General features: G+C 33.0%; 27 protein-coding genes and 7 pseudogenes. 20 read left to right on the top strand and 14 right to left on the bottom strand.

Annotation, left to right across the window (positions count from 1 at the left end; all coding sequences use genetic code 11):
• The first annotated feature begins 105 nt into the window (after positions 1-105).
• From IPJ23_01215 to IPJ23_01285, 15 genes and pseudogenes are all read left to right on the top strand, one after another.
• Positions 106-213: a class I tRNA ligase family protein gene (locus tag IPJ23_01215; protein ID MBK7629350.1), complete on the top strand. Its 108-nt coding sequence runs from the start codon at positions 106-108 to the stop codon at positions 211-213.
• Complete coding sequence (locus IPJ23_01220) at positions 171-305, top strand: class I tRNA ligase family protein (GenBank protein ID MBK7629351.1); 135 nt, start codon at positions 171-173, stop codon at positions 303-305. Before IPJ23_01215 ends, IPJ23_01220 begins: the two co-directional genes overlap by 43 nt.
• The gene (locus IPJ23_01225; GenBank protein ID MBK7629352.1) at positions 260-529 is read left to right on the top strand and encodes a class I tRNA ligase family protein; all 270 of its coding nucleotides are present in this window, start codon (positions 260-262) and stop codon (positions 527-529) included. The genes IPJ23_01220 and IPJ23_01225 overlap by 46 nt, the downstream gene beginning before the upstream one ends.
• A gap of 13 nt (positions 530-542) precedes the next feature.
• Positions 543-722 (top strand): class I tRNA ligase family protein, encoded by a 180-nt coding sequence (locus IPJ23_01230; protein MBK7629353.1) that lies wholly within the window; start codon positions 543-545, stop codon positions 720-722.
• A gap of 209 nt (positions 723-931) precedes the next feature.
• On the top strand, positions 932-1,141 hold the full coding sequence (locus IPJ23_01235) for a hypothetical protein (GenBank protein MBK7629354.1): 210 nt from the start codon (positions 932-934) through the stop codon (positions 1,139-1,141).
• A gap of 1,253 nt (positions 1,142-2,394) precedes the next feature.
• Positions 2,395-3,102, top strand: coding sequence for a S8 family serine peptidase (locus IPJ23_01240; protein MBK7629355.1), 708 nt, complete (start codon positions 2,395-2,397; stop codon positions 3,100-3,102).
• Positions 3,090-3,572, top strand: a complete 483-nt coding sequence (locus IPJ23_01245; protein MBK7629356.1) for a hypothetical protein — start codon at positions 3,090-3,092, stop codon at positions 3,570-3,572. Before IPJ23_01240 ends, IPJ23_01245 begins: the two co-directional genes overlap by 13 nt.
• 2 nt (positions 3,573-3,574) lie before the next feature.
• Entirely contained in the window at positions 3,575-3,748 is a 174-nt protein-coding gene (locus IPJ23_01250) for a T9SS type A sorting domain-containing protein (protein MBK7629357.1), read from the top strand.
• Between the two features lie 229 nt (positions 3,749-3,977).
• The gene (locus IPJ23_01255; protein MBK7629358.1) at positions 3,978-4,268 is read left to right on the top strand and encodes a hypothetical protein; all 291 of its coding nucleotides are present in this window, start codon (positions 3,978-3,980) and stop codon (positions 4,266-4,268) included.
• Positions 4,269-4,356: 88 nt separating this feature from the next.
• Positions 4,357-4,551: pseudogene (locus IPJ23_01260) on the top strand (peptidylprolyl isomerase).
• Between the two features lie 81 nt (positions 4,552-4,632).
• Positions 4,633-4,848, top strand: a pseudogene (locus tag IPJ23_01265) (peptidylprolyl isomerase).
• A 195-nt stretch (positions 4,849-5,043) separates the two neighbouring features.
• A complete protein-coding gene (locus IPJ23_01270) occupies positions 5,044-5,838 on the top strand; it encodes a peptidyl-prolyl cis-trans isomerase (GenBank protein ID MBK7629359.1) in 795 nt (264 codons plus the stop codon).
• Between the two features lie 274 nt (positions 5,839-6,112).
• Positions 6,113-6,619, top strand: a complete 507-nt coding sequence (locus tag IPJ23_01275; protein ID MBK7629360.1) for a peptidyl-prolyl cis-trans isomerase — start codon at positions 6,113-6,115, stop codon at positions 6,617-6,619.
• Positions 6,620-6,623: 4 nt separating this feature from the next.
• A pseudogene (locus IPJ23_01280) lies at positions 6,624-7,894 on the top strand (peptidylprolyl isomerase).
• A 15-nt stretch (positions 7,895-7,909) separates the two neighbouring features.
• Positions 7,910-8,908 carry an AAA family ATPase gene (locus tag IPJ23_01285; protein MBK7629361.1) on the top strand — a complete coding sequence of 333 codons (999 nt, stop codon included), beginning with the start codon at positions 7,910-7,912 and terminating at the stop codon, positions 8,906-8,908.
• Between the two features lie 11 nt (positions 8,909-8,919).
• Here IPJ23_01285 and IPJ23_01290 read toward each other — a convergent pair whose 3' ends face one another.
• From IPJ23_01290 to IPJ23_01325, 8 genes and pseudogenes are all read right to left on the bottom strand, one after another.
• Complete coding sequence (locus IPJ23_01290) at positions 8,920-9,705, bottom strand: AI-2E family transporter (GenBank protein MBK7629362.1); 786 nt, start codon at positions 9,703-9,705, stop codon at positions 8,920-8,922.
• Positions 9,690-9,968, bottom strand: a complete 279-nt coding sequence (locus IPJ23_01295) for a hypothetical protein (protein MBK7629363.1) — start codon at positions 9,966-9,968, stop codon at positions 9,690-9,692. Before IPJ23_01295 ends, IPJ23_01290 begins: the two co-directional genes overlap by 16 nt.
• Positions 9,969-9,975: 7 nt before the next feature.
• Positions 9,976-10,200, bottom strand: coding sequence for a NifU family protein (locus tag IPJ23_01300; GenBank protein MBK7629364.1), 225 nt, complete (start codon positions 10,198-10,200; stop codon positions 9,976-9,978).
• Between the two features lie 70 nt (positions 10,201-10,270).
• The gene (gene apbC / locus IPJ23_01305) at positions 10,271-11,377 is read right to left on the bottom strand and encodes an iron-sulfur cluster carrier protein ApbC (GenBank protein ID MBK7629365.1); all 1,107 of its coding nucleotides are present in this window, start codon (positions 11,375-11,377) and stop codon (positions 10,271-10,273) included.
• Positions 11,378-11,457: 80 nt separating this feature from the next.
• Positions 11,458-13,591, bottom strand: a pseudogene (gene ppk1 / locus IPJ23_01310) (polyphosphate kinase 1).
• A gap of 115 nt (positions 13,592-13,706) precedes the next feature.
• Positions 13,707-15,094: pseudogene (locus tag IPJ23_01315) on the bottom strand (TrkH family potassium uptake protein).
• 68 nt (positions 15,095-15,162) lie between these two features.
• Positions 15,163-16,506, bottom strand: coding sequence for a Trk system potassium transporter TrkA (trkA, locus tag IPJ23_01320; GenBank protein MBK7629366.1), 1,344 nt, complete (start codon positions 16,504-16,506; stop codon positions 15,163-15,165).
• Between the two features lie 251 nt (positions 16,507-16,757).
• Positions 16,758-17,261: a fasciclin domain-containing protein gene (locus tag IPJ23_01325; protein MBK7629367.1), complete on the bottom strand. Its 504-nt coding sequence runs from the start codon at positions 17,259-17,261 to the stop codon at positions 16,758-16,760.
• A 221-nt stretch (positions 17,262-17,482) separates the two neighbouring features.
• Between IPJ23_01325 and IPJ23_01330 the strand changes: the two are divergent.
• Positions 17,483-17,910 (top strand): annotated as a pseudogene (locus IPJ23_01330) (OsmC family protein).
• Between the two features lie 70 nt (positions 17,911-17,980).
• Here the strand turns inward: IPJ23_01330 and IPJ23_01335 are convergent.
• A complete protein-coding gene (locus IPJ23_01335) occupies positions 17,981-18,331 on the bottom strand; it encodes a VOC family protein (protein ID MBK7629368.1) in 351 nt (116 codons plus the stop codon).
• Between the two features lie 157 nt (positions 18,332-18,488).
• On the opposite strand from IPJ23_01335, the gene IPJ23_01340 reads away from it, so the two are divergent.
• A complete protein-coding gene (locus IPJ23_01340) occupies positions 18,489-19,121 on the top strand; it encodes a hypothetical protein (GenBank protein ID MBK7629369.1) in 633 nt (210 codons plus the stop codon).
• A 177-nt stretch (positions 19,122-19,298) separates the two neighbouring features.
• On the opposite strand, the gene IPJ23_01345 is transcribed toward IPJ23_01340, so the two are convergent.
• Positions 19,299-19,856, bottom strand: coding sequence for an isochorismatase family protein (locus IPJ23_01345; protein MBK7629370.1), 558 nt, complete (start codon positions 19,854-19,856; stop codon positions 19,299-19,301).
• Between the two features lie 178 nt (positions 19,857-20,034).
• Positions 20,035-20,870 (bottom strand): annotated as a pseudogene (locus IPJ23_01350) (hypothetical protein).
• An 82-nt stretch (positions 20,871-20,952) separates the two neighbouring features.
• On the opposite strand from IPJ23_01350, the gene IPJ23_01355 reads away from it, so the two are divergent.
• The 3 genes from IPJ23_01355 (at position 20,953) to IPJ23_01365 (ending at position 23,029) form a co-directional block, all read left to right on the top strand.
• Positions 20,953-22,011 (top strand): ATP-grasp domain-containing protein, encoded by a 1,059-nt coding sequence (locus IPJ23_01355; GenBank protein MBK7629371.1) that lies wholly within the window; start codon positions 20,953-20,955, stop codon positions 22,009-22,011.
• 112 nt (positions 22,012-22,123) lie between these two features.
• Positions 22,124-22,783 carry a hypothetical protein gene (locus IPJ23_01360; protein MBK7629372.1) on the top strand — a complete coding sequence of 220 codons (660 nt, stop codon included), beginning with the start codon at positions 22,124-22,126 and terminating at the stop codon, positions 22,781-22,783.
• A 33-nt stretch (positions 22,784-22,816) separates the two neighbouring features.
• On the top strand, positions 22,817-23,029 hold the full coding sequence (locus IPJ23_01365) for a T9SS type A sorting domain-containing protein (protein ID MBK7629373.1): 213 nt from the start codon (positions 22,817-22,819) through the stop codon (positions 23,027-23,029).
• Between the two features lie 88 nt (positions 23,030-23,117).
• Here the strand turns inward: IPJ23_01365 and IPJ23_01370 are convergent, their stop codons facing one another.
• From IPJ23_01370 to IPJ23_01380, 3 genes are all read right to left on the bottom strand, one after another.
• Positions 23,118-23,642 carry a hypothetical protein gene (locus tag IPJ23_01370; GenBank protein MBK7629374.1) on the bottom strand — a complete coding sequence of 175 codons (525 nt, stop codon included), beginning with the start codon at positions 23,640-23,642 and terminating at the stop codon, positions 23,118-23,120.
• Positions 23,643-23,776: 134 nt separating this feature from the next.
• Positions 23,777-25,027: a TonB-dependent receptor gene (locus IPJ23_01375; GenBank protein MBK7629375.1), complete on the bottom strand. Its 1,251-nt coding sequence runs from the start codon at positions 25,025-25,027 to the stop codon at positions 23,777-23,779.
• Positions 24,994-25,578, bottom strand: a complete 585-nt coding sequence (locus tag IPJ23_01380; protein ID MBK7629376.1) for a TonB-dependent receptor — start codon at positions 25,576-25,578, stop codon at positions 24,994-24,996. The genes IPJ23_01375 and IPJ23_01380 overlap by 34 nt, the downstream gene beginning before the upstream one ends.
• Between the last annotated feature and the right edge of the window lie 232 nt (positions 25,579-25,810).

Genomic DNA, 25,810 nt, shown 5'->3' on the forward strand with positions numbered 1-25,810 from the left:
ATTCATCCCGAAACTGCAAAGAATTCTTTTTAGAAATTTTACAATCGTGGGTTACTTGTTGAAAAAATCTTTGCAATTTTATAGCAAATAAAAATAAATATGTTTTTGCCTGATCGATATATAGAAGGTATTTGTCCTAAATGCGGTTATGATCAGGCAAGAAGTGATGAATGCAAAATTGCGGTTCACTTTATGACCCTTCAGAGGTGTTGAAACCGACAAGCAAAGTTTCCGGAACAGCACCAAGTTTAAAAGAAACATCTCATTATACTTCCCATTGGGTAAAAGATATCAACCAAGCTTAGAAAAGTATGTTGCTGAAATGAATGACCTTTTTGGATGGAAGCCTAATGTGTTGCAATGTGGCAGAAGCTGGTTTAAAGACGGGCTTAATGACCGTGCTATAACACGTGATCTAGATTGGGGAATCAAAGGTTCCTGTCGAGAGTGCTGCAGGAAAAGTACTTTTATGTTTGGTTCGAAGCTGTTCTTGGGTATATTTCTTCGACTAAAGAATTGCTCTAGTTAAGAAATTACCAAATTTGTGGAGAAAGTATTATTGGCAAAATCCAACTACAAAATATGTTGCATTTATTGGTAAAGACAATATAGTATTTCATACAATAATTTTCCCGGCAATTTTAATGGCGTGGAATGAAGGAGGAAATGAGCAATACTGTTTACCGCAAAATGTTCCTGCAAATGAATATTTGAATTTTTGAAAGGAAGAAATTTTCCAAGAGCAGAAATTGGGGGAATTGATGTTGACGAATTTTAAATTTGTTTGCTCCTGATTTATTACGTTATACACTTACTGCCAATCTACGAAACCCGTGACCACGGTTTTTTATTGGAAAGAATTTCAGTTAAGAAATAACAGTGAGCTTGCAGATATTCTTGGAAACTTTATAAGCCATACACATTTACTTTTGTGTTCAAACATTTTGATGGTAAAGTTCCCGCTCTTGGAAAACTTGAGAATATTGACGAAAATATGATTAAAGAAATTTCAGAGTATCCTGCACAAGTTGCTGATCTGTTCGAGAAGTATAAAATTCGTGATGGAGTAAATGAAATTATGAATCTTGCACGTGACGGCAATAAATATTTTAATGATAAGGATGGCCCTGGAAAACTGTAAAGTCAGATAAAGAGAAATGCGGTACAACTTTCCAATATTGTGTGGAGACTATTTATACGTTATCGGAATTATTCTCTCCCATTCTTCCTCCAACAGAAAAATTGTTTGTTATATTAAATACACAGCCCGTTATTGGAAAGACTGCGTTAAACCTCAATTAAAGAAGGACATAATTGGAATCAAGCGGAAATTTATTTCCTAAAATGGAAGATGAAAAGATAGAAAGCGCAGATCAATAATCTTCCAAAATCAGAACCTGAAAAAGAAATTGATCCTAATTACTTACCCGATAATTTTATGAAAGTACAACTTCGTACTGCAGAAGTGATTGAAGCAGAAAAAGTTGCGAAGAGCGAGGAAGTTAATAAAGCTTAAAGTTAAACTTGATAATGAAGAACGACTGGTTATTGCAGGGATTGCTAAGTTACCAACCGGAAAATTTGATTGGTAAAAAGTATTAATTATAGCTAAATTTACAACACGCAAAACTAATGGGGCTGGAATCCAGGGTAGATGATTTTGGGCTGTTGAATCTAAGGACGGATCTTTAGAAGTTCTGAATGTCCCTGAATCAGTAAAAATGGAACTAGAGTTAAATAATTATAGGAAGAAGATGAAAAAAGTTATTCTTGCTTTTTGTGTTTTTAGGATTGATTACTGTATTTTGACAAAGTCCACTTGAAAAAATTTCACCAAGTTGCAATTAAAATGGATGCCGATTGCAATCAGGTAAAAATTTAGTTTGGAGTTATTTTGCTGATAAAGGTAATCTTGGGACATTTTACTAATCCAGAAAATGTGGTTAGCCAAAAATCTTTGGACAGAAGAGCAAAATATTTAGCAATGATAATTTAATTGATTTTACTGATCTTCCTGTAAATCAAAATTATATTAATACATTAACGCAGATTGGATTTGAATTAAAACAAAAATCTAAATGGTTTAATGCTGTAAAGCGGCTATACAACTGAAAATCAAATAAACCAGATAACTATAAATTAGTTTGTCAATAAAATAGATGTTGAGGAACATTCATAAAAAGAAATGATGATGTTGAATTTAACCAAACTCAAACGCAAACGATAATCCTACTCAGATTGAAGGACGCACTCACTTAATTATGGTAGTTCTTTCACACAATTAAATCAAATCAATGTTCCCGCCGTACACGATTCCGGTTATAACGGGGCAGGTGTAACAATTGTGTTTTAGATGCTGGGTTTGATAATCTGCCGCACGAAGCATTTTCCTCTATGAATATTATTGCAACATGTGATTTTGTTAACCACGATCCAAACGTAGCAAATCAAGGTGATATGGGTGAAGGATCTCACGGAACTGCAACTTTATCTATTATAGGTGGATTTAAAGAAGGACAATTAGTTGGTCCGGCCTACGCTTCAAATTTTATATTGGCTAAAACAGAAAACACCGATAGTGAAACCCCTGTTGAAGAAGATAATTGGATTGCCGGACTTGAATGGGCAGATAGTATTGGTGTTGATGTAACTTCTACATCTCTAAGCTATTTAGATTATGATTCACCTTTTACAAGTTATACTTGGCAAGACATGGATGGTAATACCGCACTTATTACAATTGCTGCAGATCTTGCAGCCGGAAAGGGAATTGTAGTTGTAAATGCAGCAAGTAATAATGGTTTGAACACATCGCATAATACGTTAGGTGCGCCTGCTGATGGTGATAGTGTTTTCACAATCGGCGCAGTTACTTCTAGTGGAACGCGTTCATCTTTTAGTTCAGTTGGGCCTACCTTTGATGGCCGATTTAAACCTGATTTAATGGCAATGGGTTCAAATGTTTATCATGCAAGCTCATTTGGAAATTCTTACTCTGCTGGAAGTGGAACTTCGTTTAGTTGTCCTTTAGCTGCAGGCGTTTGTGCGCTTATCATACAAAAAATCCGTCTCTTACTCCTATGGAAGTATTGCAGTTATTAAGATCTACTGCAACACAGAGTAGTAGTCCGGATAATTTGTACGGATGGGGAATTATAAATGCACTTAGCGCTATTAATTTAGTTGTTGTCCCAGTTGAACTAACAATGTTTAGTGGAGTTTTTGAAGATGGTAAAGTTAATCTACAATGGATTACAGCAACAGAGTTAAATAATTTTGGATTTGAAATAGAAAGAAGAGATGATTATTCTGTTTATGAAAAAATTGGTTTTGTTAACGGAAACGGGACAAGCACAAACAGAGTTACGTATAACTTTCTTGATCAAAATTTATCATCAAATAGATATTATTATAGATTAAAACAATTAGATTTTGATGGAAGTTTTGAATATTCATCAGAAGTTGCAGTTGACATTATAACGCTAAACGATTTTAAGCTATTTCAAAATTATCCAAATCCATTTAATCCAACCACGAATATTAAATATTTTGTACCATCTCAGGGCAATTAAAAATGGGTTTGTTTGATATTTTAGGAAATGAAGTTAAAACGCTAGTTAATGAAGATGTGCAAGCGGGATCGTATGAAATAAGCGTTGACGGCAGTAACTTAGCAAGTGGAACTTATTTTGTTAAGATGATTTCTCAAAGCAATCAACAAACAATTAAAATAAGTCTAATTAAGTAATTTTTAAGCTGATTCTTTAGAAAAGCTAAAGAATCAGTATTAATTGCCTTGATTTTCAATCCCTCAATTGATAAAATTTAAAGTTAAATTTGTATAAATATTTCAGGAGACAATAATGTACTTTAGGTTATCCATTTTACTCGTTGCCTTAATAACAATTCTATTTGCCTCTATGTTCACCGGAGCATTCTAAGATCGTAGTTGCACAGTATGATGATGCAAAATAACGATGGATGAATTTGAAAAAGCATACTCAAAAAATGTTGGTGGATTAGAAGTTGCCCAGAAAGATAGTTTTGAAAACTATAAAAATTTTGCAGACCTCTACACTAATTTCAAAATAAAATTGGAAGACGCAAAATCCCGCGGCTTTCAAAATGACCCAGAGCTTAATAATGAATTAATAGATTACAAAAAGAAAGTTGGATCATCTTATTTACTTGAGAAATATCTTGTAGAACCTAACATTAAAGATTGGTATGAAAAAGGAAGACTGAAATTCGTGCAAGCCATCTTATGATTAGAGTTGATTCCACTGGAGAAGAAGCGGCAAATAAATATACTCAATCTTTGCTGGATAGTATTAAAAAGGTGCGAAGTTTGAAGACATGGTTTTACAATTTTCACAAGATCAATTTTCTAAACCTAAAGAAGGCGATATATTTTATTTTACAGCAGGTCAGCTTCCATTTGAGTTTGAAGATGCCGCTTACAAAACTGAAAAAGGAAAAGTTTATCCTGAAGTTGTAAAAACTAAATTTGGATATCATATAATTAAAGTAACAGATAGGAAACCAAGAGTTCCTAAAATACAAGCCAGTCATATTTTAATTAGTTACATAGATCCTGCAGGCGAAGTTGATACTGCAGCTGCATATCTTACAATGGATAGCGTTTTAACTGAATTAAAAGCAGGTAAAGATTTTGCTGATGTTGCAATGAAATATTCTGATGATTCCGGTACAAAGAAAAAGGCGGAGATTTAGGATTCTTTGAAAGAAGAATGATGGTTCAGGAGTTTGATGAAGCTGCTTTCAATTTAGCGGTGGGAGAGGTTTCCGAAAGTTGTTAAAACTAATTTTGGCCTTCATGTAATAAAAGTAACCGGTAAAGAAGAATATCCATCTTATGAAGATGAAAGAGAAAATCTTAAAAATTTATTAAAACGTTCACGTTATCCAGAATTGTATGCAGACCTAATTAACAGTTATAAAAAAGAATTTAATTATAATGTAAATGAAACTGTAATCCAGCAAATAATTGGATACAATGATTCAACAGTTATCGGTGGCGAAATGAAAGGCTTAGATGAAATTGGCAGCAAACCAATATTTAGCTTTAATAACTACACAGAAACCGTGAGTGATTTTTATTCAAAACTAAAATCTGAAACTGAATTTAGTGGTAAAAGATTTTCTGAAGATGTAATTAAAAAAGGTATTACTAAATATTCTGAACAGGCATTGCTTGAACAAAAAGCACTGGTACTTGATAAAACCGATCCTCAATTTGCTGATCTGATGAAAGATTACCAAAATGGAATATTTATCTTCAAATTGCAGGAAGAAGAAGTATGGAATAAAGTAAGTGTAGATAGTATTAAGTTATATGATTACTATCAAAAGAATATAGAAAAATATTCCTGGCCGGATAGAGTTGGCTATACTGAAATCTATGCAAGAAAAGATTCTGTTATTAAACATTATTATAGCTTGCTAAAAGATGGAGAAAATTTTGATTCGTTAGCTGCAAAAACTGAAAGATCACAAGTAAAGGATAAAAGCGGCAAATATGATTTGCAGGTTATTGGTTCCAGTGAGTTTTCTAAAATCGTAAATAACTTAAATAAGATTGGTGATTACACTGAACCAATTGCTAATCCGGGTGGTTTCTCAATCTTAAGATTAGATGTTAAAGATTCTGCAAGATTAAAAACATTTGAAGAAGCTAAACCTGAAGTTTCTGGTGGATTCCAAGAGTATGAAAGTAAACGACTTGAAAATGAATATATCGATTCCTTAAAGAAAAAGTATTTGCCCGTTATTAATTATGATGAATTGCGAAAAGCATTTAAACAAAACAGTAATTAAAATAATTTTTCTTTTTGGAGTGCTTGCAATTACAGCGTGTTCTAAAGAACAAAAGAAAGACGATTTTATAGCTCGCGTTAATGAATCTTATCTGACCAGGGAAGAATTTGATTCCCTGGCAGATACTTCTAATCTAAATTCTGCACAAAAGAACAACTGATTAATAATTGGATATACCAGGAAATTTTATTCCAAAAGCTGCTGATGAAGGAATTACAAAGCAGGAAGATTATTTGAATATCCTAAAAAATCTTCTTCTGAATTAGCTGCAGCAATGCTGATTAGTAAATTCGAATCCTCGGAAGATATAGATTACTCAGATAATGAACTGCTTGAATATTATGAATCTAACAAGGGTTATTTCAGGTTAAATTCGGATTCATATCAATTGAATAAAGTCTCGTTCAGCAATGAAGATAACGCAATAAAATTTAGAAATTATGCTTTAGATAGTGATTGGAAAAAGGCTGTAAGTGTTTTTGTAAGTGATTCATCGCTTGTTAAAAATATTGAATCCGAGTTTGTTGAAGAAAATAATATCTATCCTGTCCAACTATCCAGAATAATAAATGATTTTTACCCTGAAGAAATTAGTATTGTAATTACAGAAAAACCTGGATATTATTCCATAGTACAATTCCTAAGTAAATACGGCAAACAATCGACACCGCCATTAGAGATAATTAAATCAAAAGTTGCGAAAAGATTTATTGCTGAGAAAAGAAAATTCTTGTTGAAGAATATCTTAAAACTCTTTATTCCCAAAATGAAATTGAGATAAAAAAATGAAAATAAAAATTGCAATTCTTGTTCTATTCATGTCCGTTGGATTATTTGCGCAACAAGCGCTTGATAAAATTGTTGCGGTTGTAGATAACGAAATTATTCTTCAAAGTGAACTTGATTTTCAAGTAGGAATTTTTGCTTCACAAAGACAAATTGATCCCAGTACTCCCGGATTAAAAGAGCAATTGCTTAATACTATGATTGAGGAAAAACTTATTTACGCTCAAGCTGATCTTGATTCTATCACAATAACTGAAGATGAAATTAATCAACGAATTGATTACCAAATAAATTCTTTTGTTCAGCAATATGGCTCAATCGCCAACATAGAAAAAATTTATGGGATGAGCATCGATAGAATAAAAAGAGAATTGCGTGATGAGGTTAGAAAAAGTTTGATGTCTCAAAGACTACAGGAAAAAACTTTGGAAGAGTACAAGCAAGTAGAAGAGAAGTTGAAGAGTTTTTTGATGTCTATAAAGACAGCATAGGCATTATTCCAGAAAAATTAACTATTTATCATATTTTTCAAAATCCTAAAGCAAGTGCAAAGCTAAAGCAAAAATTTTATGATAAAGCAGTATCACTATTAGATTCTATTAAAGCAGGTGCAGATTTTTCTGAACTTGCAAAAAATTATTCTGATGATCCCGGAAGTGCTGCACAAGGCGGAGATCTTGGTTTTGTAAAGAAAGGTGTTTTCTATCCCGAATTTGAAGAAGCAGCATTTAAATTAAATATAAACGAAATTTCTACGGTTATTGAATCACCAGTTGGATTTCATATCATACAGCTTATGGAAAAACGCGGCGAGTCCATTCATACAAGGCATATTCTTGTAAAGATAAAAGCTGATGAAGATGCTGATCTTCAAACGATAGATTTTCTTTCTGAAGTCCGTGATAGTATTCAAAAAGGATTGGGCACTTTTCAAGAGTATGCAAAAAAATACAGCGAGGATAAAGATAGTTCGCCTTTCGGTGGTGAGTTAGGCGATTTTTATATAAGCCAGTTGGATAAAGCATTGTTGGATGCTGTTGGCAAATTAAAACAGGGTGAGATTGGATTTCCAAGACGTTTGGAATATGCACCCGGTACTTATGGTTATCATGTAGTTTGGTTAAAGGCAAGAGTTCCGCAGCATAAAGCAAGCTTAACAGATGATTACGCGGAAGTGAAAAAGCTTGCTGATGAAAATAAAAAACAAATAGAATACACCAAGTGGATTGAAACAATTAAAAGTAAAATTTATTGGGAAGTTAGAATTTAAAAGACAGGATTTTAAGTGAGCGAAACAGGTCCAGGCAGCAATGATGTTCAATTAGTAGAACAATTAAATAAAAAAGTACTGCAAATAAAATCTGAAATTGCCAAAGTTATTGTTGGGCAAGATGAGATTATTAATCAACTTATTATTTCGTTGTTATCGCGCGGTCATTGCTTATTAGTTGGTGTGCCGGGTCTTGCAAAAACTCTCTTGATCAAAACGCTTGCAGAAGTCATGGATTTGAAGTTTAGCCGTATCCAGTTTACTCCAGATCTTATGCCTAGTGATATAACGGGAACAGAAATTCTAGAAGAAGATCTTGCGACAAAGAGAAGAAATTTTAGATTTATTTCTGGACCAATCTTTGCTAACATAATTCTTGCTGATGAAATAAATAGAACACCACCTAAAACTCAAGCTGCTTTGTTGGAAGCAATGCAAGAGCATAAAGTAACTGCCGCAGGTCATACATATCAATTACCCGAACCATTTTTTGTTCTTGCAACTCAAAATCCAATTGAACAAGAGGGAACATATCCGTTACCTGAGGCACAACTTGATAGATTTATGTTCAATCTTTGGTTGGATTATCCTTCTGTAGAAGAGGAATTAAAGATAGTACAAACAACAACGAGTGAATATAAAGCAAGTTTAAACAAAGTTGTTTCTGCAGATGAACTAATAATTTTTCAAGATCTTGTTAGAAAAGTTCCCGTTGCACAAAATGTAATTGAATTTGCTGTTAAAGTTTCTAATATGACGAGACCAACGAATGGCACCTCTCCAAAATATGTTAAGGATTGGGTAATCTGGGGTGCTGGCCCAAGAGCTTCTCAGTATTTAGTTATGGCTGCAAAAACTCGAGCAATTATTCAAGGCAGATTTACTCCTAATATAGATGATGTAAAAGCATCAATGCTTCCTGTACTAAGACACAGAATAATTACAAATTTTAGTGCTGAGGCTGAAGGAATAGCTTCTGTTGATGTGATAAAAAGAGTTGAAGCTGAGGCGTAATATAAACTTATCTACAATCTAGCAATCGAATAATTTTTATACGCAAAATATATCTCTGTAGCCGCTGTTTTTATAACTGTTGTTGTAGGAACTGCCAATAACATTCCAATTAATCCAAACAACTCACCACCGATTATAATAAGTAGTATAATTATAATTGGATGCATGTCCACGCTTTTTGAAAAAACATAAGGCTGAACTATACCATTATCTAATGTATAGGTTAAAGCAACAATCATCATAATTAATGGCACTTGGGATAAATCACCAGTTTGCATTATTGAGAGTACAATTGCGGGTACACCGCCGATTATCGGTCCTAGATATGGAATTAAATGACCGATGCCAGCAATTGCACCAAGAGGAAGTGCGTTTGGTAATCCTATAAAATAAAATCCAAAACCTATTGCTGTACCAACAAACATTGCATCAAAAATCCAGCCTCTAACAAACCTGCCAAGTTGCAGACTGATTCTTTTCAATATCCAATAAGACATTTCAAAATATTTATTTGGAAGAATATGAATTAATGATTTATGAATTACAGCACTGTCTTTAAGCAGATAAAATGTGATGAACGGGACGATGACTAAAAAAGCAGCAATTGAAACGATTCCGCTAACATATTGTGTGATGTGGTTTATTGCATCATTAAATGATGTTGATAAAATCTCTTGAACTTTATTAGAAAGTTCGCCTTTGTTAAAAAGGGAAAAACACCCAATATCTTTTTTTTCAAGATCATTTAGTTCTTCGTTTAAAGAAAAATCTTTTAGTGATGCTAATACTTGATCCATCTGATAAAAAACTTTGGTATAACAAACGAAAGACCGAAGTACAGTAAAAATCCCACGACAGTAAAAACGATTAAAGTAGAAATGGTTCGAGTAAATCCTTGTCCTTCAAGCAGTCTAACAAATGGAGCAAAAATAAAACCAAGAAGAACTGAAATTGCAATCAATACTAAAACATTAATAAGTATAAATGATAAGTAAAAAAGTGAGACAACACCCAAAGCAAAAGAGATAAACCAGAAATATTTATTATTAAATAATTCCATATTCTAATTAACTAACAGCTTCTATTCTTCTTACTGATGGTACTTCTTTCATAATTGCCCTTTCAATTCCTGCTCTTAATGTCATAATTGATAATGGACAGATCTCACAGGAACCTGTTAATCTTACTTTTACAATCCCATCATTTGTAACTTCAACTAACTCAACATCTCCATTATCTGCCTGTAAATAGGGCCTAATGTTGTTTAGTGCTTTTTGTATTTCGTTTTCCATCTAAGGTATTCATTTTAAATCTTGACTAATTTTACTACAAATATCGTTTTAAATAATACTTAAAACAAAATTAATCATCATCACCAAGCAGTATTTCTATCTTTTCTGATGCGTTAGCGTTTCTGATATTAACTTGTTCAGTTAGCTTGTGTGAAATATCAAATAAAATTTTTGTTTCATTTGCTTCCGGCATACAAATTACCATAGGTTCTCCTTTATCTCCACCCATTCTAATTCTTGGATCTATTGGAATACCGCCAAGTAACGGTGCGTTGAGTTCATCACACATTTGTTGTCCTCCGCCGGAACCAAAAATATCATATTGCTTTCCGGTATCAGGAGCAATAAAGTAACTCATATTTTCAACTACACCCAGAATTGGAACATTAACCCGTTCAAACATTTTTAAAGCTTTACGTGCATCAATAAGTGAAACCTCTTGAGGTGTTGTAACTATAACAGCACCAGTTAATGGAATTGTTTGAACTAATGTTAATTGTATATCGCCTGTACCGGGAGGCATATCAAAAAGAAGAAAATCAAGTTCGCCCCAATCAACATCAGTCATAAATTGTTTTATTGCACCGCTTGCCATTGGTCCGCGCCAAATAACTGGAGCTTTATCATCCACTAAAAGTCCGATTGACATAAATTTTATTCCATGGCTTTCAAGAGGAATCATTTTAACAGAATTTTCTGCTTGATAAACTTTTGGTTTATCTGTTGTTCCGAGCATTAGAGGAATACTTGGTCCATAAATATCAGCATCTATTAAACCAACACTTGCTCCATCTTTTGCAAGAGCAACTGCAAGATTTACTGCAACCGTGCTTTTACCTACTCCACCTTTACCGCTAGCAACTGCAATTGTATTTTTAACTCCTGGAAGCACTGCATCTTTTCTAGCATCTTTATGAGTGGATACATTTGAAGCTGATTTTGAGATAATATTTAATTCAATAGTATTCAATCCGTTAAATTCTTTTTTTAAGTGATCAATAATCAAACTCTTTATATCATCTGAGCTATTTGTATTTAGAGAAATATCTAACAATAAATTATCGTTACTAAACTCAAATTTTCTAATTGAATTTAGCGCTAATGTACTTGTATTTACTTTATCATTACTAAACTTTTTTAATGAATTTACTATAGTACTTTTTGTGATCTCGAACATTTTACTTTCCCGTTTTCTTTTAAATATATTTAAAGACATCTATTGATAATAAAATTTTTTTAATTGGTTAGATTTCAAAATTATTTACCAAAAGGTTTTTTGTTTCTAACTGCCATAGCTTTTAAAGCATGATTCATAAGCCATTCCTGGCTATTTACTTTTTTAATATTTTCTTTTACTTCGGGAAAAACATAAGAGCCGTCTGCTTGCAGAATTTTGGCTTTTACATTATCCTTTAATGCGACTTTAATTAAGGTCTTAATAATTTCTTCTTTTAATCTTGGATTCTCAATCGGGAATGCAACTTCAACCCTTCTATCAAGATTTCTTTGCATCATATCTGCGCTGCTTAAATAAATTTCCTCGTTTCCATCATTATAAAAATAAAAGACTCTGCTGTGTTCAAGATATCTGCCAACAATGCTCCGTACTTCTATATTTTCGCTAAGATCTTTTCACCCGGCACAAGGCTGCAAACACCTCTTACAATTAGTTTAATTTCAACACCGGAATTTGAAGCTTCATAAAGGGCACAAATTATTGCGGGATCAACTAACGAATTTAATTTCATAACAATTTTTGCTTCTTTACCTGCGCCAGCATTATCAATCTCTCTATTAATCAAATCAATAAATTTTTCACGCATATTAACAGGAGAAACAAATAATTTTTTATACTCTTTTTGTTTGGAGTATCCTGTTAAGAAATTAAAAATATCCGAAACATCGCTGCATATATCATCATCAGAAGTAAAAAAACCTAAATCCGTGTAAAGTTTTGCGGTAGTCGCGTTGTAGTTCCCTGTCGCAAGATGTACGTATCTTTTTACACCATCATATTCTTTTCGTACAACAAGTGTCATCTTTGCGTGTGTCTTTAATCCAACCAAACCATAAACAACATGTACTCCAACTTTTTCAAGTGCACGTGCCCAATAAATATTATTCTGCTCATCAAATCTTGCTTTTAACTCTACAAGCACAGCAACCTGTTTGCCCATTTCTGCGGCTTCAATCAGGCATTTTACGATTGGTGAATCAGGACCAACTCTGTAGAGAGTTTGTTTAATTGCAAGCACATCCGGATCAAGAGCAGCTTGTTTAATAAAATCTATAATTGGTGAAAACGAGTGATACGGGTGATGAAGCAAAATATCTTTTTGTCTTATGATAGAAAAAAATCTTCATCTTCTTCAAACACTTTTGGGGTTATAGGATAAAACGGTTTTTCTTTTAGTTGATGAAGCGGTAGTTTAAACAATCCCATAACATCGCTTAAACCTAAAGGGCCATCAGCCGTGTGAACATCTTCCATAGTAATCTGAAGATTATCCACCAAAGTGTTTAACATAAATTCTGGCATTGGATGACCAACTTCTAATCTTACAACACTACCAAATCTACGTTGTTTAATATTTTCTTCAATTACACTTAACAGGTCATCAGCCTCATCTTCCTGAAGTTCAATATCAGTATCACGAGTAATGCGAAATCTGTGTGCCTCAACTATTTCCATTCCGGGAAAAAGCAAAGCCAGGTTTGCATCTATAAGATCACCTAGCCAGATGTAGGTGGCGCTAAAATTTCCGTTTACTCCTAATGTTTTATTTGGTTCAAGTATATTATCTATTTGAAGTAACCTTGAAAGAATGCTTGGAACTTTTACTCTTGCAAAATGATTTTCACCATTTGGTTTCCTAATTAATATTGCAAGGCTTAAACTTAAATTTGAAATGTATGGAAACGGTCTGCCTGGGTCGAATGCAAGGGGAGTTAGTACCGGATAAACTTCTTTTTTAAAATACTGTGTAAGTTTTGTTTTACCCTCATCACTTATTTCGTCCATCGATAACAGTTTAATATTGTTTTCGTATAAAGCTGGAATAATCTGTGAAGTCCAATAATTATCTAAAGTTTTAAGTAAAGGCTTTAATAATTTTTCAACTTTTCTTAACTGCTCAATTGGTGTTAATCCATCAATCGATGGTTCTTCTATATGTGCGGCAATTTGTTCTTTTAAACCTGCAATTCTAATCATATAAAATTCATCTAAGTTGGAACAAAAAATTGAAATGAATTTTACTTTTTCTAAAAGAGGTAATTCAGGATTTAGCGCTTCTTCTAAAACGCGTTTATTAAACTCAATCCAGCTTAAATCTCTGTTTATAAAATTTTCGGGTTTGCTGTACTTTTTTAGTAATTCTTTGGTATTCATATAAATCTATTACAATTGGGCACAAATATAAGCTATTTGCAAAAGATTTGCCGTGATAAAAGTGTTACATCGGCATTAAAAATCAGTTAAAAAGAGGATTAAACCGAAAAGAAAGTTATTTCTTCCAAAAGTAAGGTGTAAAAATTATTAGAACGGTAAAAGTTCTAATCTGCCGAGCAGCATTAAAAAGCTAAGCAGCCATTTTGCAAGTTCTGGTAAATGATTGAAATTTGCCACAGGTCCAACAGTCCCGATGCCCGGACCAACATTACCCAGACAAGTTGCTACTGCGCCAACCGACGAGATAAAATCAACACCCATAAGCGAAAGCATAATTGAGCCAAATACAAAAATTAAAATGTAAATAATAAAAAAGGCTTGCACATTAGAAATAATTTCTGATGAAACTGCTTTGCCGTTTAATCTAACCGGAATTATTGCTCTTGGATGGATCAATCTTTTTAATTCTAAAAATCCGTTTTTAAAAAGTAAAAGATGTCTCACTACTTTTATTCCGCCGCCTGTAGAACCGGCAGAACCGCCGATAAATAAAAGAATGAAAAAAATCATTCGGGAAAACACTGCCCAGTTTTCATAATCGCTGGAAACAAATCCCGTTGTTGTTACTAAAGAAACTACATGGAATAGTGCTTGTCTAAATGATTCTTCCGGATGAAAATCTACATGCGGATGATGAATTAAAGCGATAAGTATTGAAACACCTAAAATTAAAAATAGATAGTATCTAAACTCATCGTTGTTTTTAAAGAATGAAAATTTTTTATGAATTACCAGATAGTGAATGGTAAAATTCATACCCGCAAAAAACATAAAAACAATTAGAATATATTGTATAAAAGGTGAAGTGTAATAAGCGGTGCTTGCGTTCTTTGTAGAAAATCCGCCGGTAGCCATTGTTGTAAAGGAATGATTGATCGCATCAAAAATGTCCATTCCTGCAAACATTAATAAAACAGTTTCCGCAAGTGTAAATCCCAAATAAATTATCCACAATCTTTTTGCAGTTTCCTTAACGCGCGGATGAAGTTTGTCTTTTGTAATTCCAGGCACTTCAGCGGCGTATAATTGCATCCCGCCGATTCCTAATAATGGAAGAATGGCAAGAGATAAAACTATAATTCCCATACCGCCAATCCACTGCGTAAATGAGCGCCAGAAAAGTAATCCGTGCGGCATTGATTCAATATCTGTTAAGATTGATGCGCCTGTGGTTGTAAAGCCCGACATCGTTTCAAAAAACGCGTTTGAAAAGTTTGGAATTGATCCGTGAAAAATAAACGGCAAGGCACCGAACAACGACATGCAAACCCAACCAAGTGTTACAATTAAATAACCTTCACGTTTACCTAATTCAAGCCTATCAGTTTTTCTGGTTACAAACCAAAGAATAATTCCGGTAGCAGATGTAGCTAATCCTGCTGTAAGCAAAGCAATAAGATCATTATCACCGTAGTAGATTGAGAAGGGAATACCGAGCATCATAAAAATACCGGTAATAAAAATTAAAAATCCAAGTATGTTAAGAATTAATTTATAGTTCACTAAGGGATTTATCTTTCAAAAAACTTTTCTAATTTTTTTACAGCATCAGGCAAAGAAAAAACTACAACTTTATCACCCGCAACAATTTTTGTATCGCCCGTTCCAATAAAACCTTGTTCATCACGAACATAACCACCAATTATACAACCTTTTGGTAAATTAAGTTTTGCAAGAGTATTTTCTGTTATTTCTGATCCAGGCTGAGCAACATACTCTATTAAAACTGCATCAATTCCTTCTAGTGTTGAATAAGAAAGCAGTTCACCTTTTTTAATAAATCGAACAATATTGTTTGCTGTAATTAATTTTTTGTTGATCAGTGCATCAAGACCAATTGTTTGTGTTAGAGGAATGTAATCTACTTTATCCACAAGCGCGATTGCTTTTTTAACCCCGAGATGCTTTGCCATTAAACAAGAAATGATATTTGTTTCAGCATCTTCAGTTACCGCGATGTAAGCATCAACATCAATAATTCCTTCTTGAGCAAGTAAATCAATATCTCTTCCGTCACCTTTAATTACTAGTGTGTTTGGAAGCTTATCAGCAAGCTCAAAAGCCTTCTCGGGATTAGCATCGATAAGTTTAACACTCATTTTATCACTTAATAAACTTGCAACACGCCGCCCGATTTTTCCACCCCCAAGAATCATAATGTTATCAAACTTTAGGTTCTCTTTTCCTGCAAGTTGTAAAATTGTTTCATGTCCTTGCGGTTTTGAAATAACAAAAACCTGATCGTTTGGAAGAAACTTATCGCTGCCTGATGGAATTATTGTTCGAAAGTTTCTGTGAATTGCAACAACTCTAAAATCTACGTTTTGATATTCCTGTGCAACCTCAAAAACTTTTTTATGGATTACAGGGGCATTTTTATCTAACCTAATCCCAACCACAGAAAGTTTACCGCCTTCAAATTCAAGTACATCAGTTGCGGCGGTACGATTGATAAGATTTACAGTTTCCATCGCTGCAAGTTCTTCGGGGTAAATCATAAAATCTATGCCGAGTTCCGAAAAATTAACTCCGGCTTCAGAATCAAGATATTCAGCATTAGATATTCTTGCGATGGTTCTTTTTGCCCCAAGTTTTTTACCAAGAATTGCGGTGGTAATATTAATTTCTTCATTTGAAGTTACAGCTACGAGCAGGTCAGCTTTATGTACGTTAGCTTTTTTAAGGGTTGCAACTGAAGTTGATGATCCATTAATTGTTAAAATATCTGCCATTTGATCTGAATATGAAAGGCGCTCGTTATTCATATCAATTGCGATTATATCATGTGATTCACTGGAGAGCTGTTTTGCAAGTTGATATCCGACATCTCCCATTCCGGTTATAATAATCTTCATAATTTAATTTGATTTTTCTGTTAAACTAAAATTCTAAAAATTCTATCAATCTACTTTTACTAATATAAATAGATTATTAATGTTAAATCGTTTTTGGCTTGTGGAAATTTTTATAATTGGATTATGGAATATAGATTCTGAGAATCTTTTTAATCGTGAGCCAATAGCTTTTTTTGGGGAAAGGAGAACTTTATCTTTTATTATAAATTAAAACCCCGAAAGTAATTTCCGGGGTTCAAATCAATATAAAACTATTTGGTAGGAGGTAAAAGAACAGTATCAATAACGTGGATTACTCCGTTCGATGCTTCAACATCTGCTTTGATAACTTTTGAATTGTTGATCATCACACTTCCATCTTTTACCGTTATCATAACCTTGCTGCCTTCAACAGTTTTTGCATCTTTTAATTTTACTACTTCACCTGACATTACATTCCCAGATACTACGTGATAAAGTAAAATTTTCTTTAATGCATCTTTATCTTTTAACAAACCTTCAATAGTACCTTTTGGCAATTTAGAAAAAGCTTCATCTGTAGGTGCAAATACTGTAAATGGACCTTTACCTTGTAAAGTTTCAATTAATCCAGCTTCTTTAAGCGCAGTAGCTAGAGTTTTAAACATACCTGCATCAACAGCTGTTGTGACAATATCTTTTTTAGATTTTTCTTTACTCATATTTTGAGCATTTGTTGATATTACTGATAATGCAACAAATAATACACTTAAAGCAACGATTCTTAGTTTTAACATTTTTTCTCCAATTGATTTATGATTTCATTAAGTTATTTACGATCGTTAGAATGTATAACGAATATTTTTAGGATTGAGTTCCATTCTTAAAAATATTTTTATGAGATGATTTTTATTTACAGTAATTGCCTTAATTGAATGAATTTTGTTTATTTGCGTAACCTATTTGATTAAGTTACATCATACAATAAGACAAAATATTTATTTAAGTAGAGGAAAAAATGGCAACTAAAAAAGCACTTGTTAAACAAGTTAAAGGAATTACCTTCGTTGGAAAAACCGATTCAAATCATTGGATTACGATGGATGGACCGGAAAGTTTTGGAGGAAGTGATGCAGGAATTAGACCGAAAGAATTATTAATCTTAGTCTTGGCGGATGTACCGGCAGTGATGTGACAAGTATTCTCTCTAAGAAGAAGATTAAATTAGATGGGTTTGAAATTAACATTACAGCAGAAAGTGCAGACGAGCACCCACAAGTTTTTACAAAAATGCATCTTGAATATGTTTTTTACGGTAAGGATGTTCCCGTTAAGGATGTTGAACGTGCAATTGAACTTTCGCTAACAAAATATTGTAGTGTTACCGCAATGCTGCAAAAAGCAATGCCGATTGAACATAGTTTTAGAATTGTTGAAGGTGAATAGATAGTTAGGAGCTTTGGAGAGATGGAGTAGTGGGTTTGTATTAACCCATTACTCCACAATTCCATTTTGATTAACTCTTTTGATACAATCCGATTGTATTGCCATCAGGGTCATTAAAAAGCGCATACCAGCCCATTGCAGGAATTACAGTTTTAGTTCTTTTTACCGCGCCGCCATTTTCTTTTACTCGTTTTAATATTGAATCAATTTCAGGCATATTGACATGAAATACAGTTGATTCTCCTTTACAAACTTCATCCACTTGTCTTAATCCAACCATTGTCCCTTTATGATTGTTAAAAAGTAAATATCCGTTACCGAAAGCTTTAAAGTCCCAGCCTAATACTTTATGATAAAAATCTTTGGATTTATCTAAATCAGTTGATGGAATTTCACAATGAGCAATTAAATGATCAGCCATAGGTTTTTCCTTAAAAAATTAGAGTTATTTATGGCAGGAAATTACAAGTAAGAGACTACTAATTCAAGATTATTTTTGTAGAGAAGTTGTAAAAATGATTTTGTAAATTTGAATGTATTCAATCTCACAATTATTAACCTATTATTTAGGGACTATTATGAAAAACTTAATTTTTGTTTTACTCATTTCAGTATTCTGTTTTTTTAACAATACTTTTTCGCAAAAAGAAGATCATGCAAATGAAATAAACTCATCTGTACCCGAATTATTTGATTTTCACGAAGTGGTTTATCCGCTTTGGCACACAGCTTATCCAAATAAAGACTACGCGTTATTCAAACAGCTGCTGCCAGATGTAAATGCTGGTGTAGAAAAGATATACTCGGCTAAATTACCAGGAATTCTTCGTGATAAAGAAAATGAATGGAATGCTGGTTTGGATAAACTTCGTGCTTCAGTTAAAGATTACAACACAGCTTGCGAAGAAAATAATGAAGCAGGAATGTTAGCTTCGGCTGAAGAACTGCACTCAAATTTTGAAATGCTCGTAAGAATTGTAAAACCAGTTACAAAAGAAGTAGATGAGTTTCATAAAGTGCTTTATATGATTTATCATCATTATGGTCCAAATAATAACACAGCTGAACTAAATAAAGCAATTGATAATTTATTGATGCGCGCTGATGAATTAAAAAATTGTGTTTTACCAAAATGGGCAACGGAGAAAAAGAAGATTTTACAAAAGCCGCTGATGATCTATATAACTCAACAAAAGAATTACAAACACTAAAGAATTCTAAAGCAGATGAAAAACAGATTGAAAATGCAATTGATAAAGTTCACACAAGTTATCAGAAATTAGAAGCACTGTTTGATTAGATTTTATTTTCTAAATGTCATTCCCTCGAAAGAGGGAGTCCAAAATTTATGTCGTTGGTCCCCGCTTGAGCGGGGATGACTTATCCAATCACTTAACAATCTTTGAAACTTCCTTAAACACAGGTGTTCCGCAAACTTCAAGAAGTTCAAAAAGAATTGATTCAGTAGTTGTAACTTCTGCGCTAAGAATTCTCATTCTATCTAAAGCAATATTATAATCTATTTCTTTGCGTGATGAAACAGCATCAGCAGCGAGATTAACTTGATAATCGTTTGCAAGTAAATCTAATACTGTTTGTTGAACACAAACGTGCGATTCAACTCCACAAACAACAATTTGAGAAAGTTTTTTAGAATGAAATTCATCGAATAAATTTTCTGCACCTGAACAACTAAAACTCATTTTCTGAAAAGCCGTATACCCTTCAAGTGCAGTCAGGATTATTTTAGAAGTTGGTCCTAATCCTTTTGGATATTGTTCTGTAAAATAGATTGGGAGCTTCATTGCTTTAAAGCCTTTAATCAGCTTAATAGTATTTTCTAAAACTGTTTCATAATTTCTGATTACCGGAAGAATTCTCGCCTGCAAATCGATTATTAAAAGTGCAGTAGTATCTTTTTTTAGAATAATAGGGTTTCTCTTCATAATACTTTGCTGATTTTTTCAATGGATTCAATGCTATATTAATAAAAAGAATATTGGTAGTCATTTCGACCGAACTACCTGCGGTAGGCAGGAGGGAGAAATCTGAATTATTTATTGATAAAGATTTCTCAGTCGAGGACTCCTTCGAAATAACATTTTTTCCAAAACATGAATTGAACTAGTATATTTCATCCATCCCATATTTACCACATGCATACATCATTAAAATAGAGGCAAGATCGATCAAAGCTTTTTTCTGTTCATCTGCGTGAATAACAAGATCATACACATCCGCCATAAACTGAAAGTTGTTTAATATCTTTTTAACTCTCTGTGATTTGGTGAGCCGTGCCAATTAGCAACTTGTGTTACTAATACCTTTTCAAATCTCCTTAAAAAATCTCTGAAAGAGATTAAATGAGTTGCATTTGCGTGCCTTGGATGGCAGATAGCAATCATATCGTTAAAATAAGTATCCCATTTATTTGCAAGTTTTTGGTTGCGAGTATCCATAACAAATCTTGCCTGCTCCAAAGTAAACTTTGCCTTTGTAGTAACCTTATATTGTGGAATTATTGCATAACCATCATAACTAATTTCCTCATCCTCTTCCTCAAAATATTTCCATCTTTTTAAGAGTTGGTTTGGTGTGTAAATGGTTACAACTTTATCAAGCGAGCTATCGGTTACAATAAATTTTCTTTGTTGATAGTTTACAACAGTTAACCAGTGTTCCCAATTATCAACACTAAGAACACAGGGGTAACCTTTCTTTAATTGTTCAACCAAAGCCTTAATTGCATCATCTGGTTTTTCCCTTCGGAAATATTTCATCTTGCAATTATAAAATTTGGCTGCTTTTGCTAAACCGATTTCATCAGTACCATACCACCATGTACTTCCTGCTTTAATTCCAATTTGATTTTCACTTTCAAATCTTCCTAACATTACAAGTGCATATTTAAGTGCGAATGGTCCGCATTGATATTTATAAGGTTGTGGGTAAAAACTCATTTTATCTTTTATTGATTTTGAAACAGTGTAAACATTATCAAATGAAGTTTTTTTTACAAGTGATTTTGGGTATTTTTTAAATATGAAAGAAAAAAAATTAAAAGTTTTAGTACTCTATAATGAGGCACACGCCGAGTTTTACCACAAAACGATTAAACCAACTCCTGAGCTTGATTTTATACCTTATTTTGAAGTTGATGAACTTACTCCAATGGAAGAGTTTGAGATTATGACAAAAAGGCTTAAAAAGCTTGGTTTTGATGCTCACACATTAAATCTTAAGGATGATATTCATCTTTTATTAAATGAAATTAAAAAAAGCAAACCTGACGTAATCTTTAATTTTGTTGAGATTTATAAAGATAGACCGCGTTTGGAAATGAATATGGTTGGGCTTTATGAATTATTAGGTGTTGCATATACAGGAGCCCCGGCTTTAACTCTTGCAAATTGCCAAAATAAATTTCTTACAAAAAAGTTGCTTAACTATAATGGAATTAATACTGCCAAATACCAACTTTTTAAAGAAATGCCAGACGAGATGAATCTTAATCCAAAATTTCCTGTAATAGTTAAACCTGCTTTTGAGGATGCAAGCGTTGGTATCGAAAATGAATCTATTGTGTACAACAAGGAAGCTCTTAAAAAAAGATTGGAATATGTTTTTAAATATTTTGTTCAGCCTGCTTTGGTGGAAGAATTTGTTGAAGGACGAGAGTTTAATGTTTCTGTTATGGGCGATTTAAGACCAAAAGTTTTACCAATTAGTGAAATTGATTTTAGTAAAATGCCTGATCATCTTCATAATATTGTTAGTTACCAGGCTAAGTGGGATCCGCACCACGAATCATATCATAAAACAATTCCGATTTGTCCTGCAAAAATTCCTATGAGATTGGAAAATAAACTAAAAGAAACTGCGCTTAAAGCATTTAAAGTTATGGGCACACGGGATTATGCCCGTGTTGATATGCGTGTAAACAGTGATGAAGAAGTTTTTGTACTGGAAGTAAATCCAAATCCTGATTTAACAGAAGGCGCAGGATTTATGCGCTCTGCAAGTTATGGTGGGTTGTCTTACGGAATGGCGCTTAAGAAAATTGTTATGCTTGCTTATCAAAGAGGGAAGAGGAAGAAATAAATTTTAGTATTTAGTATTTAGAAAAATTGTTGTAATTCTTTTTGTTTTGTCGATTACTTGATTTTACATTTAAATATTCTTTAGTTGACATTAAATTTTTAAAGAGATTGTAATGAGAGTTTGGATAATTATTTATCTTCTTTTTGCTTTAATGATAACATCACTTATTTATCCCCAAATTGATACTACAAAAAAAGATTTTTTTCCTTTAAAGATTGGCAACTTATGGCAATATAGAAATGAAAGTAATGCTATTTCTACAGAAAAAATTATTGGAGATACGGTCATAGATGGATATTATTATTATAGTTTGGTGAATTTATATAATATTTCATCTATCGTACCTAAAAGGATTGATTCTTTATTAAGAGTTATAGCAAGATATGGCGGACCATTTTGGGGTGATACTTGTGGTGGAAATACACCTTATGAGGCCAGTATTTTCCATCTAAATGAAACTGATAATACTATTTGGAAAATTTGTGATGGGTTATATCTTGAACAATTTGTTCGTTTTAACCGAATAAGAATAATGAACATATTTGGTCAGCCCCGTGATGTTATGGAATTTGACTATGGAGGAACTGCGGATGGAGATACAATTTGGTTTTATGGTGCAAGACTTGCTAAAGGTATTGGTCTTATTGAGGAACGACATTATGAATGGAGTTATTGGATTTTACAGGGAGCTATAATAGATGGGATACAATATGACACAATAGTTTCGGTGAATGAAAAGCAAGAAATAGTTCCTGAAAAAATAGTTCTTTAACAAAACTATCCTAACCCTTTCAATCCAAGTACAATTATTAACTATATATTGAAAGATGAGGGTTTAGTTAAAATAAAGGTGATTGATATTTTAGGAAGTGAAGTCGCAGAGTTAGTAAATGAAACAAAAGCTGCTGGAGAATATTCAATTGAATTTAAGGCAGCAAACTTACCAAGCGGTATTTACATTTACACTTTGCACGTAAATGGGTATACTAACAGTAAAAAAATGTTGTTGCTGAAGTAATTATTAAGTTTAAAACAAAAACCCGATTCATTTCTGAATCAGTTTTTAATCCCTCTCCTTGCCAAGGAGAGGGAAACAAAGGGTGAGGTCAAGCTTTTACTTTTGCAAGCGCTGGAACTTTATGTTTTATTAACTCATAAACTCCAAACATCACTCCAACAAAAAATAAATCTCCAATTAAAGAATTTTGGAAAAACGGAATTGCTGCTGTGTAGCTTGCCATTAATCCTGCGGGAGTTTTGGGATACAATGTTCCGAGTGCCCAAACTCCAAAGTTTGTAATTACAAAGAAACTAATTGAAGCTGTTACTGAAGCGAATATTAATTTTTTTACACTCACTATTTTCAACATAAAAATTCCTAGTACAACAATTAAAGCAAAGCTTATATATACAATCCAAGCGTAGGAATAAATTCCAATTATCAAGTCTGTTAAAAATATTGCAATAAGTGGAATTGCAAACGCAAAAGATTTTTTGCTAAAATACGCACCGCCAAATAAAGCCATCGCAGCTATTGGTGCAAAGTTTGGTGGATGTGGAAGTAATCTTACAAAAGCTGCTGCAAAAACCATCAGAGCAACTACCCAAAAGTTTGGCGTAATTTTCTTCATTTGATCAGTCATCGTGTTTCCTTTCAATTAAAATCTTATAAAAAATATTTCTGTTTATAATTAGTTCAAAGATAAAGGTTAAATAATTCAAAAGTCAAAATTAAAAATTCAAAAAAAATCTTTTTACATAATTTTTACTCTATACTCAACTTAATTCCGCCATAAAACGATAAACCCGGAGTGGCGTAACCAAATACCTCTTCATAATCAGTATTTAAAAGATTTTCGACCCGGACATTTATTCTTAAGAAATCAAAAACATCATAGTGGGCAGCTAAATTAAGAAGGACATATCCTTTAAGCTCCGTTCTCAGATATGTGGAAAAATCAATATCCTCTCTTGGTCCAACCCAAATAACTTCTGCATTAACATTTGTCTTTGGAACAAATGAATAACTTGCAAACAATCCGACTTTATTTCTTGGACGGCGTAGCAACTTAGTATCAAAATCTGAAGAGTTTGGACTAACATCTCGTGCATCAGTAAAAGTATAGTTGGCTTTTAGCCTCAAGTCATCTAGTGGCTCTGCTTGTAGAAATAATTCAAACCCTTTTGTTACCGCTTGTTTAATATTAATAGTTTTAAAAGTTGTATAATCAAAGCCAAACATATCACTAAACTTATTATAGAAAAAAGTTGTTCCCAGAGAAAAATTTTGTTTGAATAAAAATTGCTCAATACCAAAATCCCAACCAAAACTTTCTTCAGGATTTAAATTTTCATTTCCATAAGCAGGGTCATACAAATAGTATAATGATGGGGCTTTAAAACCAGTTCCAATTGTTGCTTTAAATTTTGTGCCCGTTTCCCAAAGCATATATGAAGGTGCAATTCTGTAAGTAAATTGAGAACCGAATTTATTGTGGTGATCTATTCTCGTACCCAGAGTTATAAAAAAACTTTCCTCAAATTTTATTTGATCCTGTAAAAATGCACTAATTGTATTAGCATCTTTTTTTGGAATAACACTTGCATAATCCGGAAGCAAAATATAATTGAATGAGTAGTATTCTGAAGCTGATTCTTCAATTTCAAATTCAATTCCGGCTGTTAAAAGATTTGCTTTATTGAGTTGAAAATCATTTTGCCAATCAATTTTATATCTTCTTCCATCATATAAAGCATTAGAATAATAAGCGCTGGTAGATGAAGTATCAAAAGAATTTTTCCTAACATTTCTAATAAAAGTTAAGCCAAGTTTCTGTTTCCAATCACCATTTAATAATTTTATTTTTCCTTCCCCGCGAGCAGATAATTCTTCTTGCTTCGTTTTATATGTTGGGTCATCACCAAACATTCCGCCAAATTGATCATTATCAGATTCTGATTTTAAAAATCTTGTGTAGAGATTTATCTCTGCATTTTCACTAAAATCATATCCCAAAACAGAAGTAAAATTATTAAAAGTATAACCATCTTTTCAGTATTGCCATATTTTTCCGAGGCTGCAGAAAATCCATCGCTGCCTGTTCTGCTCAGTGCAAGGGAATATTTCAATTTATGAGTTGATCCATTTAATCCAATTACTCCTTTATAAGTATTGTAACTGCCGCCTTCTGTCAGTAAAGAGAATTTTGGAGAACCATCGCCTTTTTTTGTAATGATATTGATTACTCCAGCAAGTGCATCAGATCCGTAAAGTGTTGATTGCGGACCGCGTAAGACCTCGATCCGTTCAATATTATCAACAGGTAATGCGGAAAAATCATAAACACCTGAAGGGTCATTAGTAAGATTAACTTCCACGCCATCAATCAAAACCAAAGTGTGCGATGAGTTTGAACCGCGAATGTAAATATTTGATAATGTTCCATTACCGCCTTGTCTTGTAAAACTGATGCCGGTTTCGTTTCTTAGTACATCAAATACATTATTTGAGTTGCTGTTTATAATTTGTTCAGCATCAATTACAGAAATTGAGTTCGCAAGCTGCAATATGTTAGCATTAGTTTTTGTTGCAGAAACTACTACTTCACTAAGTTTATAATATCCAGCCGTATCGGTTTTTGAATAATAGATTCTTGAGGAAAAGTTTGATGAAAACTGAAAAGAAAAAGAGCAAAGAGAAATATTGTTTTGTGCATTGAAGTTACTCCATATAAAAATGTTAAAAGTAACTTCGCGGATTAAAAAGTTTAGATAAAACGAATGGAGATTTTAAGAGACC

The sequence above is a fragment of the Ignavibacteriales bacterium genome (assembly GCA_016709765.1).
GTDB lineage: Bacteria > Bacteroidota > Ignavibacteria > Ignavibacteriales > Ignavibacteriaceae > IGN3.

Coding starts and splice junctions, on each gene's coding strand:
- IPJ23_01240 (MBK7629355.1), top strand. CDS start 2,395: ATGAATATTATTGCAACATGTGATTTTGTTAACCACGATCCAAACGTA.
- trkA (MBK7629366.1), bottom strand. CDS start 16,506: ATGAAGATTATTATAACCGGAATGGGAGATGTCGGATATCAACTTGCA.
- IPJ23_01295 (MBK7629363.1), bottom strand. CDS start 9,968: ATGGAATTATTTAATAATAAATATTTCTGGTTTATCTCTTTTGCTTTG.
- IPJ23_01355 (MBK7629371.1), top strand. CDS start 20,953: ATGAAAGAAAAAAAATTAAAAGTTTTAGTACTCTATAATGAGGCACAC.
- IPJ23_01220 (MBK7629351.1), top strand. CDS start 171: ATGCAAAATTGCGGTTCACTTTATGACCCTTCAGAGGTGTTGAAACCG.
- IPJ23_01340 (MBK7629369.1), top strand. CDS start 18,489: ATGAAAAACTTAATTTTTGTTTTACTCATTTCAGTATTCTGTTTTTTT.
- IPJ23_01255 (MBK7629358.1), top strand. CDS start 3,978: ATGGATGAATTTGAAAAAGCATACTCAAAAAATGTTGGTGGATTAGAA.
- IPJ23_01275 (MBK7629360.1), top strand. CDS start 6,113: ATGCTGATTAGTAAATTCGAATCCTCGGAAGATATAGATTACTCAGAT.
- IPJ23_01360 (MBK7629372.1), top strand. CDS start 22,124: ATGAGAGTTTGGATAATTATTTATCTTCTTTTTGCTTTAATGATAACA.
- apbC (MBK7629365.1), bottom strand. CDS start 11,377: ATGTTCGAGATCACAAAAAGTACTATAGTAAATTCATTAAAAAAGTTT.
- IPJ23_01250 (MBK7629357.1), top strand. CDS start 3,575: ATGGGTTTGTTTGATATTTTAGGAAATGAAGTTAAAACGCTAGTTAAT.
- IPJ23_01345 (MBK7629370.1), bottom strand. CDS start 19,856: ATGAAGAGAAACCCTATTATTCTAAAAAAAGATACTACTGCACTTTTA.
- IPJ23_01300 (MBK7629364.1), bottom strand. CDS start 10,200: ATGGAAAACGAAATACAAAAAGCACTAAACAACATTAGGCCCTATTTA.
- IPJ23_01290 (MBK7629362.1), bottom strand. CDS start 9,705: ATGGATCAAGTATTAGCATCACTAAAAGATTTTTCTTTAAACGAAGAA.
- IPJ23_01270 (MBK7629359.1), top strand. CDS start 5,044: ATGAAAGGCTTAGATGAAATTGGCAGCAAACCAATATTTAGCTTTAAT.
- IPJ23_01325 (MBK7629367.1), bottom strand. CDS start 17,261: ATGTTAAAACTAAGAATCGTTGCTTTAAGTGTATTATTTGTTGCATTA.
- IPJ23_01335 (MBK7629368.1), bottom strand. CDS start 18,331: ATGGCTGATCATTTAATTGCTCATTGTGAAATTCCATCAACTGATTTA.
- IPJ23_01370 (MBK7629374.1), bottom strand. CDS start 23,642: ATGAAGAAAATTACGCCAAACTTTTGGGTAGTTGCTCTGATGGTTTTT.